This window comes from Streptomyces sp. NPDC046876, from assembly GCF_040645035.1.
In the GTDB taxonomy this organism is placed as follows: domain Bacteria; phylum Actinomycetota; class Actinomycetes; order Streptomycetales; family Streptomycetaceae; genus Streptomyces.
In genome coordinates this window covers 1-13,093 of the sequence record NZ_JBEYXK010000058.1, presented here as the reverse complement: position 1 = coordinate 13,093, position 13,093 = coordinate 1, and the positions used below count along the sequence as shown (strand labels likewise).

15 protein-coding genes and 3 pseudogenes are annotated in these 13,093 nt (G+C 71.4%); 14 read left to right on the top strand and 4 right to left on the bottom strand.

Annotation, left to right across the window (positions count from 1 at the left end; genetic code table 11):
- Positions 1-67: 67 nt before the first annotated feature.
- The 4 genes from ABZ924_RS25550 (at position 68) to ABZ924_RS25535 (ending at position 3,082) form a co-directional block, all read left to right on the top strand.
- Positions 68-1,723, top strand: coding sequence for a SulP family inorganic anion transporter (locus ABZ924_RS25550; RefSeq protein WP_361914195.1), 1,656 nt, complete (start codon positions 68-70; stop codon positions 1,721-1,723).
- Complete coding sequence (locus tag ABZ924_RS25545; protein ID WP_361914125.1) at positions 1,720-2,172, top strand: pyridoxamine 5'-phosphate oxidase family protein; 453 nt, start codon at positions 1,720-1,722, stop codon at positions 2,170-2,172. Before ABZ924_RS25550 ends, ABZ924_RS25545 begins: the two co-directional genes overlap by 4 nt.
- Entirely contained in the window at positions 2,169-2,594 is a 426-nt protein-coding gene (locus ABZ924_RS25540; RefSeq protein ID WP_361914122.1) for an ATP-binding protein, read from the top strand. The genes ABZ924_RS25545 and ABZ924_RS25540 overlap by 4 nt, the downstream gene beginning before the upstream one ends.
- Positions 2,595-2,746: 152 nt before the next feature.
- On the top strand, positions 2,747-3,082 hold the full coding sequence (locus ABZ924_RS25535) for a metalloregulator ArsR/SmtB family transcription factor (RefSeq protein ID WP_361914119.1): 336 nt from the start codon (positions 2,747-2,749) through the stop codon (positions 3,080-3,082).
- A 168-nt stretch (positions 3,083-3,250) separates the two neighbouring features.
- Here ABZ924_RS25535 and ABZ924_RS25530 read toward each other — a convergent pair whose 3' ends face one another.
- Complete coding sequence (locus ABZ924_RS25530; RefSeq protein WP_361914116.1) at positions 3,251-3,409, bottom strand: DUF6126 family protein; 159 nt, start codon at positions 3,407-3,409, stop codon at positions 3,251-3,253.
- Positions 3,406-3,609, bottom strand: coding sequence for a hypothetical protein (locus ABZ924_RS25525; protein WP_361914114.1), 204 nt, complete (start codon positions 3,607-3,609; stop codon positions 3,406-3,408). Before ABZ924_RS25525 ends, ABZ924_RS25530 begins: the two co-directional genes overlap by 4 nt.
- Before the next feature lie 168 nt (positions 3,610-3,777).
- Here ABZ924_RS25525 and ABZ924_RS25520 point away from each other — a divergent pair, with 168 nt between their 5' ends.
- The 10 genes and pseudogenes from ABZ924_RS25520 to ABZ924_RS25475 all read left to right on the top strand — a co-directional run.
- Complete coding sequence (locus tag ABZ924_RS25520; RefSeq protein ID WP_361914111.1) at positions 3,778-3,948, top strand: hypothetical protein; 171 nt, start codon at positions 3,778-3,780, stop codon at positions 3,946-3,948.
- A 204-nt stretch (positions 3,949-4,152) separates the two neighbouring features.
- On the top strand, positions 4,153-4,722 hold the full coding sequence (locus ABZ924_RS25515; RefSeq protein ID WP_361914108.1) for a TetR/AcrR family transcriptional regulator: 570 nt from the start codon (positions 4,153-4,155) through the stop codon (positions 4,720-4,722).
- A gap of 73 nt (positions 4,723-4,795) precedes the next feature.
- On the top strand, positions 4,796-5,974 hold the full coding sequence (locus tag ABZ924_RS25510; protein WP_361914105.1) for a GDSL-type esterase/lipase family protein: 1,179 nt from the start codon (positions 4,796-4,798) through the stop codon (positions 5,972-5,974).
- Positions 5,975-6,284: 310 nt separating this feature from the next.
- Positions 6,285-6,428 carry a hypothetical protein gene (locus ABZ924_RS25505; RefSeq protein WP_361914102.1) on the top strand — a complete coding sequence of 48 codons (144 nt, stop codon included), beginning with the start codon at positions 6,285-6,287 and terminating at the stop codon, positions 6,426-6,428.
- Positions 6,429-6,473: 45 nt separating this feature from the next.
- A pseudogene (locus ABZ924_RS25500) lies at positions 6,474-6,631 on the top strand (serine/threonine protein kinase); the annotation flags it as partial.
- A gap of 211 nt (positions 6,632-6,842) precedes the next feature.
- Positions 6,843-7,385 carry a TetR family transcriptional regulator C-terminal domain-containing protein gene (locus ABZ924_RS25495; RefSeq protein ID WP_361914192.1) on the top strand — a complete coding sequence of 181 codons (543 nt, stop codon included), beginning with the start codon at positions 6,843-6,845 and terminating at the stop codon, positions 7,383-7,385.
- A gap of 35 nt (positions 7,386-7,420) precedes the next feature.
- A complete protein-coding gene (locus tag ABZ924_RS25490; RefSeq protein WP_361914100.1) occupies positions 7,421-8,095 on the top strand; it encodes a hypothetical protein in 675 nt (224 codons plus the stop codon).
- Positions 8,092-8,787, top strand: a complete 696-nt coding sequence (locus ABZ924_RS25485) for a hypothetical protein (RefSeq protein ID WP_361914098.1) — start codon at positions 8,092-8,094, stop codon at positions 8,785-8,787. The genes ABZ924_RS25490 and ABZ924_RS25485 overlap by 4 nt, the downstream gene beginning before the upstream one ends.
- Positions 8,787-10,796 (top strand): hypothetical protein, encoded by a 2,010-nt coding sequence (locus tag ABZ924_RS25480; RefSeq protein WP_361914095.1) that lies wholly within the window; start codon positions 8,787-8,789, stop codon positions 10,794-10,796. The genes ABZ924_RS25485 and ABZ924_RS25480 overlap by 1 nt, the downstream gene beginning before the upstream one ends.
- A 324-nt stretch (positions 10,797-11,120) precedes the next feature.
- Positions 11,121-11,879 (top strand): annotated as a pseudogene (locus tag ABZ924_RS25475) (collagenase); the annotation flags it as partial.
- Positions 11,880-11,928: 49 nt separating this feature from the next.
- On the opposite strand, the gene ABZ924_RS25470 reads toward ABZ924_RS25475, so the two are convergent.
- Together ABZ924_RS25470 and ABZ924_RS25465 are read right to left on the bottom strand one after the other, a co-directional pair.
- Positions 11,929-12,840 (bottom strand): ADP-ribosylglycohydrolase family protein, encoded by a 912-nt coding sequence (locus tag ABZ924_RS25470; RefSeq protein WP_361914092.1) that lies wholly within the window; start codon positions 12,838-12,840, stop codon positions 11,929-11,931.
- A gap of 47 nt (positions 12,841-12,887) precedes the next feature.
- Positions 12,888-13,093 (bottom strand): annotated as a pseudogene (locus ABZ924_RS25465) (hypothetical protein); the annotation flags it as partial.

The window sequence follows — 13,093 nt, the reverse complement described above, 5'->3', positions numbered from 1 at the left end:
CACCGCCCTTGCGCCCGTGCTCGGCCGTGTCCGCTCCGTCCTGCCCGTCCGGGCCGATTACGCGGTCATGGCCCGCAGCCCCCGCCGCAACCTCCTGGCCGGCCTCACGGTGGCGATCGTCGCCCTTCCCCTCGCCCTCGGGTTCGGGGTCTCCTCCGGGCTGGGCGCGGAGGCGGGGCTGGCCACGGCCGTGGTCGCGGGCGCGCTCGCCGCGCTCTTCGGCGGTTCGAACCTTCAGGTGTCCGGCCCCACCGGTGCGATGACGGTGGTGCTGGTGCCGATCGTCGCCCGGTACGGGCCCGGCGGTGTCCTCACCGTCGGCCTGATGGCCGGGGTGTTGCTGATCGCTCTCGCCCTGCTGCGGGCCGGGCACTACATGCGGTACGTGCCGGCACCGGTGGTGGAGGGCTTCACCCTCGGGATCGCCTGCGTGATCGGCCTTCAGCAGATACCCCACGCCCTCGGCGTGCAGAAGCCGGAGGGGGAGAAGGTCCTGCCGGTGGCGTGGCGGGCGCTCGTGGAGTTCGTGGCCTTCCCGAACTGGACGGCGATCGGCCTCTCCGCGGGTGTCGCGGCGGCGATGCTGGCCGGGGCCCGGTGGAAGCCGACGGTCCCGTTCTCGATCGTCGCGGTGATCGCTGCGACTGCGGTCGCGCAGCTCTTCCACCTGGACGCGGCGGCCCCGATCGGTGACCTTCCCCCGGGGCTTCCCGCACCGTCGCTGGCCTTCCTCGATGCTTCCGCGTTCGGCTCGCTGCTGGCCCCGGCGGTCGCGGTCGCGGCGCTCGCCGCGCTGGAGTCCTTGCTGTCGGCGACCGTGGCGGACGGGATGACGGTGGGACAGCAGCACGACCCGGACAAGGAGCTGTTCGGGCAGGGCATCGCCAACCTCGCAGCCCCGCTGTTCGGCGGCGTCCCCGCCACCGCCGCCATCGCCCGTACCGCGGTCAACGTCCGCACCGGCGCCTCCTCCCGGTTGGCCGCGCTCACCCATGCCGTGGTCCTCGCGGTGATCGTGTTCGCCGCCGCCCCCCTGGTCTCGAAGATCCCCCTGGCCGCCCTGGCCGGTGTGCTGCTGGCCACGGCCATTCGCATGGTGGAGGTCGGCTCGCTGCGCGCGATGGCGAAGGCGACCCGCTCGGATGGTGCTGTCCTCGTCCTGACCGCCGCCGCCACTCTGATCCTCGACCTCGTGTACGCGGTGATCATCGGTCTCGTCGTCGCGGGAGCCCTCGCCTTGAAGGCCGTGGCGAGTCAGGCGCGGATGGAGCAGGTCGACTTCCGGCCGGACCTGCCCGGCGAGCACGGCGAGGAGGAGCACGCGCTGCTGGCCGAGCACATCGTCGCCTACCGCATCGACGGCCCCCTCTTCTTCGCCGGCGCCCACCGCTTCCTGCTCGAACTCTCCGAGGTCGCCGACGTGAAGGTGGTCATCCTGCGCATGGCGCGCGTGACCACCCTGGACGCCACCGGCGCCCTCGTCCTCAAGGACGCGGTCGAGAAGCTGAACCGTCGCGGCATCGCGGTGATGACCTCCGGCATCCGGCCCGGCCAGCGCCAGGCCCTGGACGCGGTCGGCGCCCTGGAGCTCCTGCGCCTGGAGGGCCGCGAGTACGCCACCACCCCGGAGGCGATCGCCGGCGCCCGCAAGCATCTGGAGCAGGCGGGACTGCTGCCCCGTCCGCATCACCGACCGCACCGCATCCGGAAGGCCGCACGATGACCGTCCCCGCCGACCGCCGCATGGCCGACCGCCGCATGACCGACCGCCGCATGACCGAGGTCTGCGGCACCGAGGCCCTGTGGCTCCTCGAAGGCTCCGACCAAGGCCGCCTCGTCTACATCCAGCGGGAGGTGGCCGTCGTCCGCCCCGCCGCACACGTCATGGAGTACGGAAGCCTCATCGTCCGAGCCCCCATACAAGCCGCCACCCTCCCGGGTCGTGCGCTCCTGGCCTACCAGGCCGATGAGATCCGCACTCCGGCCGGGACCGGCTGGACCGTCACCGCCCAGGGCCCGGCCGAGGTCATTTCCGACCCGGACGAGGCCGCCCACTACCGGCGCACCCTGCCCGGCTGGGCCCACGGCCCCCACGACACCCTGCTGCGCCTGCGCCCGCAGTCCTTGTCCGGGTTCCGACTGGCCCGCACCGCGAACGGGGCGGGCCGGTGAGCATCCAGGCCGAGGCGATGCCCTACCGGCACGTGCTGGACGTTCCGGCCATGGGAGCCGCCGTACGCATCGCCCGCGAGACCACCGAACTCGTCCTGGTCGAATGCGGGGTCGGCCTACGCCACCCGAGCGTCGGCCCCGCGCTGCTGATCCTGGCCGAACTCGTCACCAACGCCGTCCGCCACGCCGCCGCGACATCCCCGACGATCACGGTCACCTACGCGCACGGGGCCGGGGCGTTCGCATTCGCCGTCCACGACCGCCACCCCTACCAGCCCGCCCTGTTCGGGGCACTGTCCACCGCCCCGGGCAGCGGCCTGGCCATGGTGGTGGAAACCACCGTGGAGCTCGGCGGCACCGCCGTCGTGCGGCCGGACGCGGACGGGCGCGGCAAGGCCATCTGGATCACCCTTCCCCTGTGAAGCCGAACGTCACGAAGGTGCCCCCGGCGGGTACACGACTTGCAGGGATCTGCAATTGTGGAGGTCGCAAGGTGTGAACAGGGGCGAACGAATGCCCCTACGAGGAGCGGTTCCGGGTGGATGAGATGGGCAGTCGCGACAGAGGTATTCAGGTGAGCACGCCGCTGTACCAGCTGAAGGCGGAGTTCTTCAAAACGCTGGGACACCCGGTCCGCATCCGCGTCCTGGAACTCCTGTCCGTACGCGAGCACGCGGTCGCCGAAATGCTGCCCGAGGTCGGGGTGGAAGCCGCCAGCCTCTCCCAGCAGCTGGCTGTCCTGCGCAAGGCCAACCTGGTGGTCACCCGCCGGGAGGGATCGAACGTGTTCTACAGCCTCACCGACCCCCAGATTGCCGAGCTCCTCAAGGTCGCCCGCGGCATCCTCTCCGGCGTCCTGGAAGGCCAGATCGAACTCCTGGCAGACCTCAAGGCAGGACGCCACGCCTGAACGGGTGCCCCACCGTGCCGGCCCTGACGGGCCTGCCCCCCATGCGGCGGCCGTCTTCCGTTAGTGCGGGTTCAACGCGCTTCTGACACCGGAAGACGGCCGCTTCCTCATACGCCGAACCGAACCCATGCCCCAGGCATGGGGGCCTGGGCCCGCTTGGGTCCGGTCTCACTTCCGGGCGTGCTGCCCCAGGTAGAACAGCAACCAGATGAACCCGGCGAACACGTGCGTGCCGAAGATGTAGAAGAAGGCCCGCCGCGCGACGCCCTTCTCCTTCCATCTCTCGTGCTCCGCCGCCGTGTCCTTCCCGGGCAGGTGGTCCGTCATGATGCGCCTTCCTTCCCGGTACCCGGCTCCCCGACCGGGCCGCGGCACGGACGGACGAGGACCTGCACGCCGTGCTCGCCCGCGTACGCGATGACGGCCGCGACCTCGCCGGCCTCGACCGTCCGAACCTCCGGCTCAGGGCCGGTGCCGATGTAGGTGATCTCGTACAGCTGGACGGTCCTCCGGTTCTTGCTGGTCACGGCGTGCCTTCCGGCAGGATGAAGCGGACGACCACGTCGGGGACGTGCCTGCGCACCTCGACGGCCTGCCGACTGCTGGGGTGCTTGGCCCTCACCGGCGCCTCAGGCCGGCCGGTGGCACTGCCTGGTTCACCTGCTGTTCCCCGCATCGGCGGCCACGCCATGATCGTGGGCCACGCGCAATGCGTCCTCCAGTTCTTCCACGGCCTGTGCCTCCTCGAAGGCATCGTCGGCTTCCCGTGCAGCCTGGAGACGAGCCCGCGCCACGCGGACCCGTTCCAGTGCCGCTTCCTCGAACCCGGCCACACCGCGACCCCCGTCCACCATATCCAGAACTAGTAAATTGCATAACTCTGCAAGTCTAGCGGTTACGGGTCCGCGGGGAGGATCACCGGTCCCGGACGTGCGCCCGAACCCGGTGGCCGGCCGCCGCCCACTCAGTCGGGGAAGCCGATCTGCGCGACGAGTCGCGGGCGCACAATTGCCTACAGGTATTAGGTACACGCATAATATCTGTAGGAGACTCGAGAGCAGGTGATGGTTGTGGGTAGGGCAGGGCTGACCCCGGAACGGCTGACGCTCGCCGGGGTGGAACTCGCCGATGAAGCCGGGTTCGACCAAGTGACCCTTTCGGCGCTCGCCCGGCGCTTCGACGTGAAGGTCGCGAGCTTGTACTCGCACGTGAAGAACTCCCAGGAGCTCAAGACCCGGATCGCGCTGTTCGCACTGGAGGAACTCGCCGACCAGGTCGCCCACGCTGTGGCGGGGCGTGCGGGCAAAGACGCCCTGACTGCCTTCGCGAACGCCTACAGGGACTACGCCCGAGCGCACCCCGGCCGGTACGACGCAGCCCGCTTCCGGCTCGACCCGCAGACCGCCGCAGCCAGCGCCGGCGTCCGGCACGCGCAGATGACACGGGCGATTCTGCGCGGCTACGACCTGGCAGAGCCGGACCAGACGCACGCCGTCCGCATGCTGGGCAGCGTCTTCCACGGCTACGTCAGCCTGGAGGCGGCCGGCGGCTTCAGTCACACGGACGTCGCCTCGCAGGAGTCCTGGGCCTGGACCCTGGACTCCCTCGACGCCGCACTGCGGAATCGGGCCACCCGCTGATCAGCGGCGCGCCGCCACCCACCGGAAACCCGATCCACCCCTGCCACCCCTCAGAACCAACAAGGCCAAGCCAATGAGCACCGAACAGAACTGGATCACCACCCCCATCACCGCCGACTTCCTGCGCGGACACCTGGAGGCGGAGCAGACCGCGCACGGTCTGCTGCCGCACCGGCTGCCCGCCTGGGCACGCCGGCAAATCCCCGACGACCGTCTGGCCGTGGCCGAGGCCCAGCCCTCCGGCGTCCGGCTGGCCTTCCGCACCCGCGCCACCACCGTCGAACTGGACGCGCTGCCCACCAAGCGGGTCTACCAGGGCTTCCCGCCCCCGCCGGACGGCGTGTACGACCTTCTGGTCGACGGCCGACTCACCGCCCAGGCCACCGTGGCCGACGGGAACCTCCACACGATCACCGACATGCTCACCCAGACCGCGGTGTTCACCGAGGGGCCGGCGGGCACCGCCCGCTTCACCGACCTCCCCGACGGCGAGAAGAGCATCGAGATCTGGCTCCCGCACGCGGAGATCACCGAGGTGATCGCCCTGCGCACCGACGCTCCCGTCGAACCCGCCCCGGACAGCGGACGCCGAGTGTGGCTGCACCACGGCAGTTCCATCAGCCACGGCTCTAACGCCGTTCATCCGAGCGCCACCTGGCCCGCCCTGGCCGCGTCCGCAGGCGGCGTGGAACTGATCAACCTCGGGTTCGGCGCCGGCGCTCTGGTGGACCCGTTCACCGCGCGGGCGATGCGGGACACCCCCGCCGACCTGATCAGCGTCAAACTCGGCATCAACGTCGTCAACAGCGACGCAATGCGCCTGCGCGCCTTCGCCCCCGCCATCCACGGCTTCCTCGACACCATCCGCGAGGGCCACCCGTCGACACCCCTGCTCCTGGTGTCGCCGATCCTGTGCCCGACCCACGAAGACACCCCCGGCCCTCTCATGCCGGACCTCGACAGCGGGACCCTCCGCTTCAAGGCCACCGGCGATCCGGCCGAAACCGCCGCCGGACGCCTGACGCTCACGATCATCCGCGACGTACTCGCCGGCATCGTCAAGCAGCGGGCCTCCGAGGATCCGAACCTCCACTACGTCGACGGACGCGACCTCTACGGAGAGGACGACCACACCGAGTTGCCGCTCCCGGACGCGATCCACCCCAGCCCCGAAGGACACCGCCGCATCGGCGAGAACTTCGCGAGGCTCGCGTTCGCGGACAACGGCCCCTTCGCCACCGAGACCGGCTGACACCAGCCGGACGACCGGCGCAGCGGGATCGACCAGATGGCGGTGCGGTCCCTGCCGACGCACCGGTGCGGCTATTCGAGTGCCTTCCGGACGCCCCGCGGGGGAGAAGCGTGCAGAGGGGTATGTGGTTTCGCGCGAGGCGACCTTGGGATCCATGAGGAGATCAGCCATGTACGCAGTGGTGCGACGGTATGAAGGGGTGACTGATCCTGCCGAGGCGGGACGCCGAGTGGACGAGGGGTTCGTACCTCTCCTCCGCCAAGTCCCCGGATTCGTGGCCTACTACTGGATTGATGCGGGGGGTGGAGTGATGGTCTCCACCAGCGTGTTCGAAGACCAAGCCGGAGCCGAGGAGTCGATCAGGAGGGCGGCCGCATTCGTACGGGACAGCCTGGCGTCACTGCTGCCCACCCCTCCCCAGGTCACGGCCGGCCAGGTGGTGGCTGCGGGTTGACGGCCGCCGGAGTGGTTCCGGCGGTTCCGGGATGATTACCGGATCCTGACGCGAACCGGTCGGCTGATCGGCACCCCGCACTACATGTCTCCGGAGCAGGTGCCGGGCCGCTCCGACATCGACGGCCGCTCCGATCCGTACTCGGTCGGCGTGATGCTGTTCCATGCTCGGCGGGCGACTCCCCTTCAGTCGAGGCGGACTCCGCCTATACGGTCGGTTACCTCCACGTCACCGCCCCGCCACCCACCCTGGTCCCCCGTGGCCGCAGCCAGTCGAGGCCCTAGGTCAGCTCGCCCTCCTGCAGGCAGCGCACGCCCCAGATCGCCGACATGAGCACCAGTCCGCCGAGCCAGTACCGCCACTCCGCGAGCCAATCCGCCAAGTCCAGACCGTCGGCCCGAGCAGCGCCGGCAGATCGGCGCCGCGCTGCTGCGGCTCGCCGCCGAGCGAGGCCTGGACCAGATCAGCGTGCGCACCGTGGCCGCGGCCAGCGGCCGGTCCGCCGGGGCGGTGCAGAAGTACTTCCGCTCCAAGGAGGAGATGCTGGTCTTCGCCGCCGAACTCGCCGGTGAGCGCGTCGAGGAGCGGATGGCGCTCGTGGACCCCGGCCTCCCGCTGCGCCAGGCGTTGAGCGAGCTGATCCTCACCACGCTCCCGCTGGACGAGGACCGCCGAGCCGAAGCCGCCGCACAGCTCGCCTTCGCCGTGCAGGCGGCCCACCACCCCCGCCTCGCCGCGATCCGGCGCCAGGTCGACCACGACGTCAGGGAGGTCCTCGCGGCCTGGCTCGACAGCGTCGGCTGCCCCGGTGCCGGAGCCACCGCCGACGCCGTCATCGCGCTCGGCGACGGGCTCGCGCTGCGGATGCTCTACGCACCCGCCGAACAGGCCTCCCTCCTCGCCGCCCTCGACCGTGCGCTCGACGTTCTGACGCCGGACGAGCCGCCGGCGACCTGAGCCATTTCCTACGGGAAGTCCTTGGCGGAAGGGGAATGGTGAAGCTGACGTTCGAGAAACCCCCGGCATACGATCTGGGGCCGGATGCCGACCTCGGCATGTGGCTGGGGGAGTGGGGCGAGTACGCGGACCGGATCGTCCATCTCGGTCCCGACGACGGCCGCAGCCACGGGCGGCTCTGCTGGGACGTCCTGGCCCCTACGGGGCTGCTCGCCGTGTCCTGCGGCCCTTGCGATCACAGGCACGGCGGCCCTCGCACTCCACACCAGATGGAAGCAGCGCTGTCCAGGCGGATTCCTGCGGACCAGGTGCTTCCCTGGACGGCAGCCACGCTGGTCCGCACCCTCGCATACCGGGGCGGGGGTGTGGACGGGTCGATGCGGCGCCTGGCCGAAGCCATCGCCGGCGGGCTGGCGGAGCTGCTGGGGCCGGACGCCGACTGGCGTGCCAACGGCCACGCCGCCTACCGGGAGGCGGCCAACGGCAACGTCTCGTGGACACCGGTCACCGAGGCCACCTTCGACGCGGCCGTGGTGGGAATGGGCAACGGCCGCGCCGTGGTACCCGGTCCGCACCAGCCCGGCTTGGCGGTGGGTCGCCCGCTCGGCCTTCGTCCCGGCGGCCGATGCCGGGCCGGGGGCCTTGGCGCGTTGGTGACGCGGGCCGCCCTTCGGTACGGGAGCCGGGTCCGGAAGAATGCGTTGTCATGACCGTGCGTCCTTCCGATGATCTGACCGCCGCCTTCGCCCGCTTGGGCGGTGAGGAGGACGAGCGGGTGTGGAGCGATCTTTGGGACGACCTGTGCCATCAGGGCTCCGTTTACGAGGACAGCTTCCTCGCCCTCCCGTACCTGGCCGCGATCGTGACAGGTCGCGCGCCGGGCGCGCCGCAGGACGCCGTCTTGATGGCCGGCCTCATTGCCTCGGCAGCGGACGACGCGTACAGCGCGCGGTACGCGGCAGAGATCAACGCCCTTCTCCCGGTGGCCCGCCACCTCCTCGACGCGGCAACGGAGGACCGCCCGACCTTCGTGTACCTCCTCCAGTGCGTTCTGGCCTTCGAGGGCGAACGCGTGTGGAGCGCCGGGCGGCTGGAGGGACTCTTCGAGGGGGAGTACGAGGTCGACTGCCCCAGGTGCGAGGCGTCGCTCTTCATCGCCTTCGGCGACCACGGCACCTTTGCCGCAGCCGGTGACTACCTTTCGGCGCACCCGGTCAGGGCGGCGCTCCTGCCCGCCGATCCGGCGGCCCTCGACGCGTTGCCCGCACGCCTGCACCGCATGGCGACGGAGGCGGGACACGAGGAGCTCGCACGCGCAGTGACGTACCTCTTCGGCAGGGCGACGTGCCCGGACTGCGCCGGCGACTTCGCGGTATCGGAACAGGTCGAGGAGAGCCACTGATGAGCGACGTTCTCGCGGACCTCGACGACATCGACTGGGCTGCGCTGCGGCACGCCTACGGGGGGGCCGAGGACGTCCCCGCAATGCTGCGGGATCTGTACCAGCCGGAGAAGGCGGCCGATGCAGCAGACGACCTGCTCGTCTACGTCCACCACCAGGGCGGCGGTATCTACTCCTCGGCTCCGGCCGCCCTGCCGTACGTGCTCGGGGCCGCCGCCGATCCGGCCATCGCTCCGGCCGTCCGCCACGAACTCCTCGAGCTCGTCGGGTCAATGGCCGCTTCGGCGAACACGGCGGAGCCCCGCTTCGTCCACCCGACCTGGCCCGCAGCCTGGGACCTGGCGGTGACGGACCTGCTGCCGCTGCTCGACGACCCGGCTGCCGCGCACCGCGCCGCCGTCGCGGAAGCTCTCGCCGAAGCCCGTCACCGAGCCGACGAGGTGATCGCGGCGCTGCGGGCGCGGTGGGCCTTGGAGCCGGAGACAGAGCCGGGGCTCCAACTCATCGACGCGGTCGGCTCGCTGATCCCCTACGCCGACGCACCGCCCGAGGAAGCCCTCGACTGGCTGCGCCGGCTCATGGACGCTGCCGAACCCGCCGCTCGCCTCGGCGCCGTCCAGGCCCTGCGTCACGCGCTGCCGGGGCAGGAAGACGATGCGTACGCGCGGACCGTGTTCGAGGTGCTGCTCGACAGCGAACCGGCAGCCTGGCAGCCGGGCGACTACCCGGTCAAGGCGACGGTCATCCGGGCGATCCGCCTGCTGGGAGAAGACCGGGCGATCCGGGCCGACGCGACCAGGAGACTGCTCGCGCACCCGGACGACTCCGTGCGCGCGGGCGCCCTGCAAGCGGCCGCCGACGCGCTCGGCCGCCGACGCTCCGCCGTACCCGAGCTGCTCCCGGCAGTGGCCCGCCTGCTGTCCGACCCCGCGCCCGACAACCGGCTCTTCGCCGCCCGGGTCCTCGGCATGTGCGGGCGCGCCGCCCGCCCCTGGGCGGACGCGCTGGCGGCCATGGTGGCGGACGACGGCGAGCCGTACCTGCCCGCCCAGGACCACGCCGTCTGGGCACTGTCCCGACTGGGCGACGCGCGCTGCGTACCGCCGCTGGTGCGGCGTCTGACGGGGGAGCGGCTCGGGTTCGCGTACCACTCGGTCCACTCCGACGGCTGGTGGACGTACGACCTGAGCCTGACCGAGACCGCCGGGGGGCTCGGCGCCCACGCCGACGTGCTGCTGCCGTTGCTGCGGGGCCGCCTCGCCGCCGCCTCCACCCTGGAGGAGCGTCGAGCGCTCTGCCAACTGCTGGAGTCATGGGGCGGGGCAGCAGCCCCCGCGATCCCCGAACTGCTCGCTCTCCTGGACACCGACAGCGCGGTGTGGGCGCTGGACGCCCTCGCCGCGATCGGGCCGGCCGCGGCCGCGGCCGTGCCACAGGAGCGGCTGCGCGCCCTGCTCGACGCCCCGCCCGAAGGCCAGCCGTTCGCACAGCGCTGCCTGACGCTCGCGTACGGGCGGCTGACCGGTGACCGGGAGCCCGCGCTCGCGCTGCTGCTTCCGCAGCTGGGCGAGCCGTACGGCCAGGGGAACGCCGCCACGTTGCTGGGGGAACTGGGGCCGGCCGGCGCTCCGTACGTTCCGCGGCTGCGGGAACTCCTCCCCCTGCACGAGGAGGGCTGGCTGCCGTTCTGCGTCGGCCAGGCGCTCTGGCGGATCACCGGTGAGGGCGACGAGGTGGTTCCCGTGCTCATCCGGGCGATCGCGCCGTTCGCCGAACGGGGCGGCGCCTACCGCGCGGTCACGGAAACGGTGAGGCTCCTGGCGGAGATCGGCGCGCCTGCAGCACCGGCGGAGCCCGTCCTGAAGGCGTTTCTCGACGCCGATGAGCGGCCCGTCTCGCACGGAACTTGGCGTTCCGTACCGGAGGACGACGAGTTGTGTGACGCCGCGCGCGCCGCCCTGCTCGCAATCTCCGGCGAGAGTCCGAGCGAACCCGGCCCTCCGCGCTGAACCCAGACCACCGACAAGGGCCCGCCGCCCGGGAGCGACGGAGGTGAATCAATGTGTCCCTGTCAAAGTCATTGAAAAGCCATGTGACGTGTGCAATTTTACAGCGCAGCCCGTTGCGAACGGGACCCCTACTCCCCTCCCCAGGAGTGAGTTTTGCGCGCCATGGCCGTCGCCACCGCCCTGCTCTTCGCCGCCATCGCAGCCTCCCCCGCCCAGGCCTCGCAGGCCGATCCCAAGCCCGACCACGTTTTCGCGGACCCCGCCCAACGCCCCGCCCACGGCAATGCCAAAGCCGCTCCCGACGCGACCGGGACCACCGGCGGCAAGCTGGAGTCGCGCATCCTGCCGATCGTCCACACCTGTAGTCCGTCGCTGCGGATCCGCGCCCAGGAGATGACCGCCGACCAGCTGACGGCGACCTGCGCGAGCCTGGCCAACCAGGACGCCTACTTCCACGGCGTGGTCAAGGACCCGGGACCGGTCGCGAACGACTACAACACCACCCTGGAGGTCGACGTCTTCAATTCGAGCGCCGACTACAAGGCGTACGCGGGGAGGATCTACGGCATCGACACCAACAACGGCGGCATGTACCTGGAGGGAGACCCCGCCAAGACGGGCAACCAGCCGCGGTTCATCTGCTACGAGCGCACCGATGTGAGCCCCGGCTGGCAGATATGGAACCTCAACCACGAGTACACCCACTACCTCGACGGTCGCTTCGACCTGTACGGGGACTTCAGCGCCGGACAGACCACCCCCACCGTGTGGTGGGGCGAGGGCATCGCGGAGTACGTCTCCTACTCCTATCGCGGCGTCACCTACTCCAATGCGCTGGCTGAGGCCGGCCGGCACACGTACTCCCTGCGTACGCTGTTCGACACGACCTACGCCAACAGCGACGTCAACCGCACCTACAACTGGGGCTATCTGGCCGCGCGTTACATGGTCGAGAAGCACCCGGCCGACGTCGCCACCGTCCTCGGCCAGTACCGAACGGGGAACTGGACCGCCGCCCGCTCCTTCCTCACCTCGCTGGACTACGAGAGCGACTGGAACGCCTGGCTGACATCCGTGGCGGCGACCGCCTGACCCTGGGGCCCGCCCTGGCGCAGCCGCGGGCGCCGCGTTCCTATCCGTACACGGTCGGGGGCAGCGGCTCGCGGGCTGCGTGCCAGGCGGGCGGGAGGGCGGCGACGCCCGTGCGAGCGGCGATGACGCCGCCCGCGATGGCGCACGTGGTGTCGATGTCGCCGCGCCCGGCGACGGTGGACCACAAGCCCTCGTGCAGGTCGTCGAGGTGGCTCGCGGCGCACCAGAGGGCGTAGGGGACGGTGTCGGGCCCGGACATCCGGTAGCCGGAGCCGAGCACCTCCGCGGCGTGCCGGACCGAGGTGTGCTCCGGCATCCGGGCCGCGATCCGTACGCCGGAGCGGACGTCGCCGGCGGGGAGCCGTTCGGCGACGGCCCGCAGGAAGTCCGGCCGAGCAGGGGCGGATCCGCCGCGGCTGCGGGTGGCCAGCGCAGCAGCCAGGGCGACCGCCACCGCCCCGGCGACGGCTTCCGGGTGGTGGTGGGAGACCTCGCTCTGCCTGGCGGCCTGCTCGGCGACGGCCTCGAGGTCTTCGGCGAGCCACGCGCCGAGCGGCGCCACGCGCATGGCAGCGCCGTTGCCCCAGGAGCCCTGGCCGCCGAACTGTCCGGCGACCACCTCCCGCCAGGCTTCGCCCGCGCCGATCCGGCGGAGTACGTCGTGCATGGAGGCTCCGTAGCCGCGGTGCGTGTCGTCGGCGTAGGCCTCGGCGAGCCGCAGGGCGAGGCGGTCCTGGTCGACGGTTCCGCCGCCCTCGGCGAGTTCCCGCAGGAGCACGAGCGCCTGGGCGGTGTCGTCGCTCCACTGCCACAGCGGCTCCTGGGGCAGGATCCGCGCCTCCAGGGCTGCCGAGCCCTCGCGGCGCAGGATGCCGAACCAGCGGTCACCGAAGGCATCACCGAAGGCGAGCCCGGACAACGAGTCCATTGCAGCAGTAGGCAGATCGATCATCCACCCAGTATCACGGGCACCGGCACCCCCCGGGAACGCGATCGCGTTCAAGAGGGGCTCGTCTGCCCGTCGGGGTCCGAGCGGCGACCTCCGTACGAGGCAATCAGGGCGTCGGCAACGGCGGTTGCGTCCTCGTCGGCCACGTCTGCCGGGTATTCGGGCAGGAGGTCGTCCCAGACGGGCAGCCGCGACCCGTACAACTGGGCCTGTCCCTCGGGCCGGGCGAAGAACCACACGTGCAGGTGCGCGGCCC

Bases quoted from the DNA above. Each gene is read 5' to 3' on its own strand.
- ABZ924_RS25550 (WP_361914195.1), top strand. From the start codon at position 68: ATGGCCCGCAGCCCCCGCCGCAACCTCCTGGCCGGCCTCACGGTGGCG.
- ABZ924_RS25545 (WP_361914125.1), top strand. From the start codon at position 1,720: ATGACCGTCCCCGCCGACCGCCGCATGGCCGACCGCCGCATGACCGAC.
- ABZ924_RS25530 (WP_361914116.1), bottom strand. From the start codon at position 3,409: ATGACGGACCACCTGCCCGGGAAGGACACGGCGGCGGAGCACGAGAGA.
- ABZ924_RS25510 (WP_361914105.1), top strand. From the start codon at position 4,796: ATGAGCACCGAACAGAACTGGATCACCACCCCCATCACCGCCGACTTC.
- ABZ924_RS25505 (WP_361914102.1), top strand. From the start codon at position 6,285: ATGGTCTCCACCAGCGTGTTCGAAGACCAAGCCGGAGCCGAGGAGTCG.
- ABZ924_RS25490 (WP_361914100.1), top strand. From the start codon at position 7,421: ATGGTGAAGCTGACGTTCGAGAAACCCCCGGCATACGATCTGGGGCCG.
- ABZ924_RS25485 (WP_361914098.1), top strand. From the start codon at position 8,092: ATGACCGTGCGTCCTTCCGATGATCTGACCGCCGCCTTCGCCCGCTTG.
- ABZ924_RS25480 (WP_361914095.1), top strand. From the start codon at position 8,787: ATGAGCGACGTTCTCGCGGACCTCGACGACATCGACTGGGCTGCGCTG.
- ABZ924_RS25470 (WP_361914092.1), bottom strand. From the start codon at position 12,840: ATGATCGATCTGCCTACTGCTGCAATGGACTCGTTGTCCGGGCTCGCC.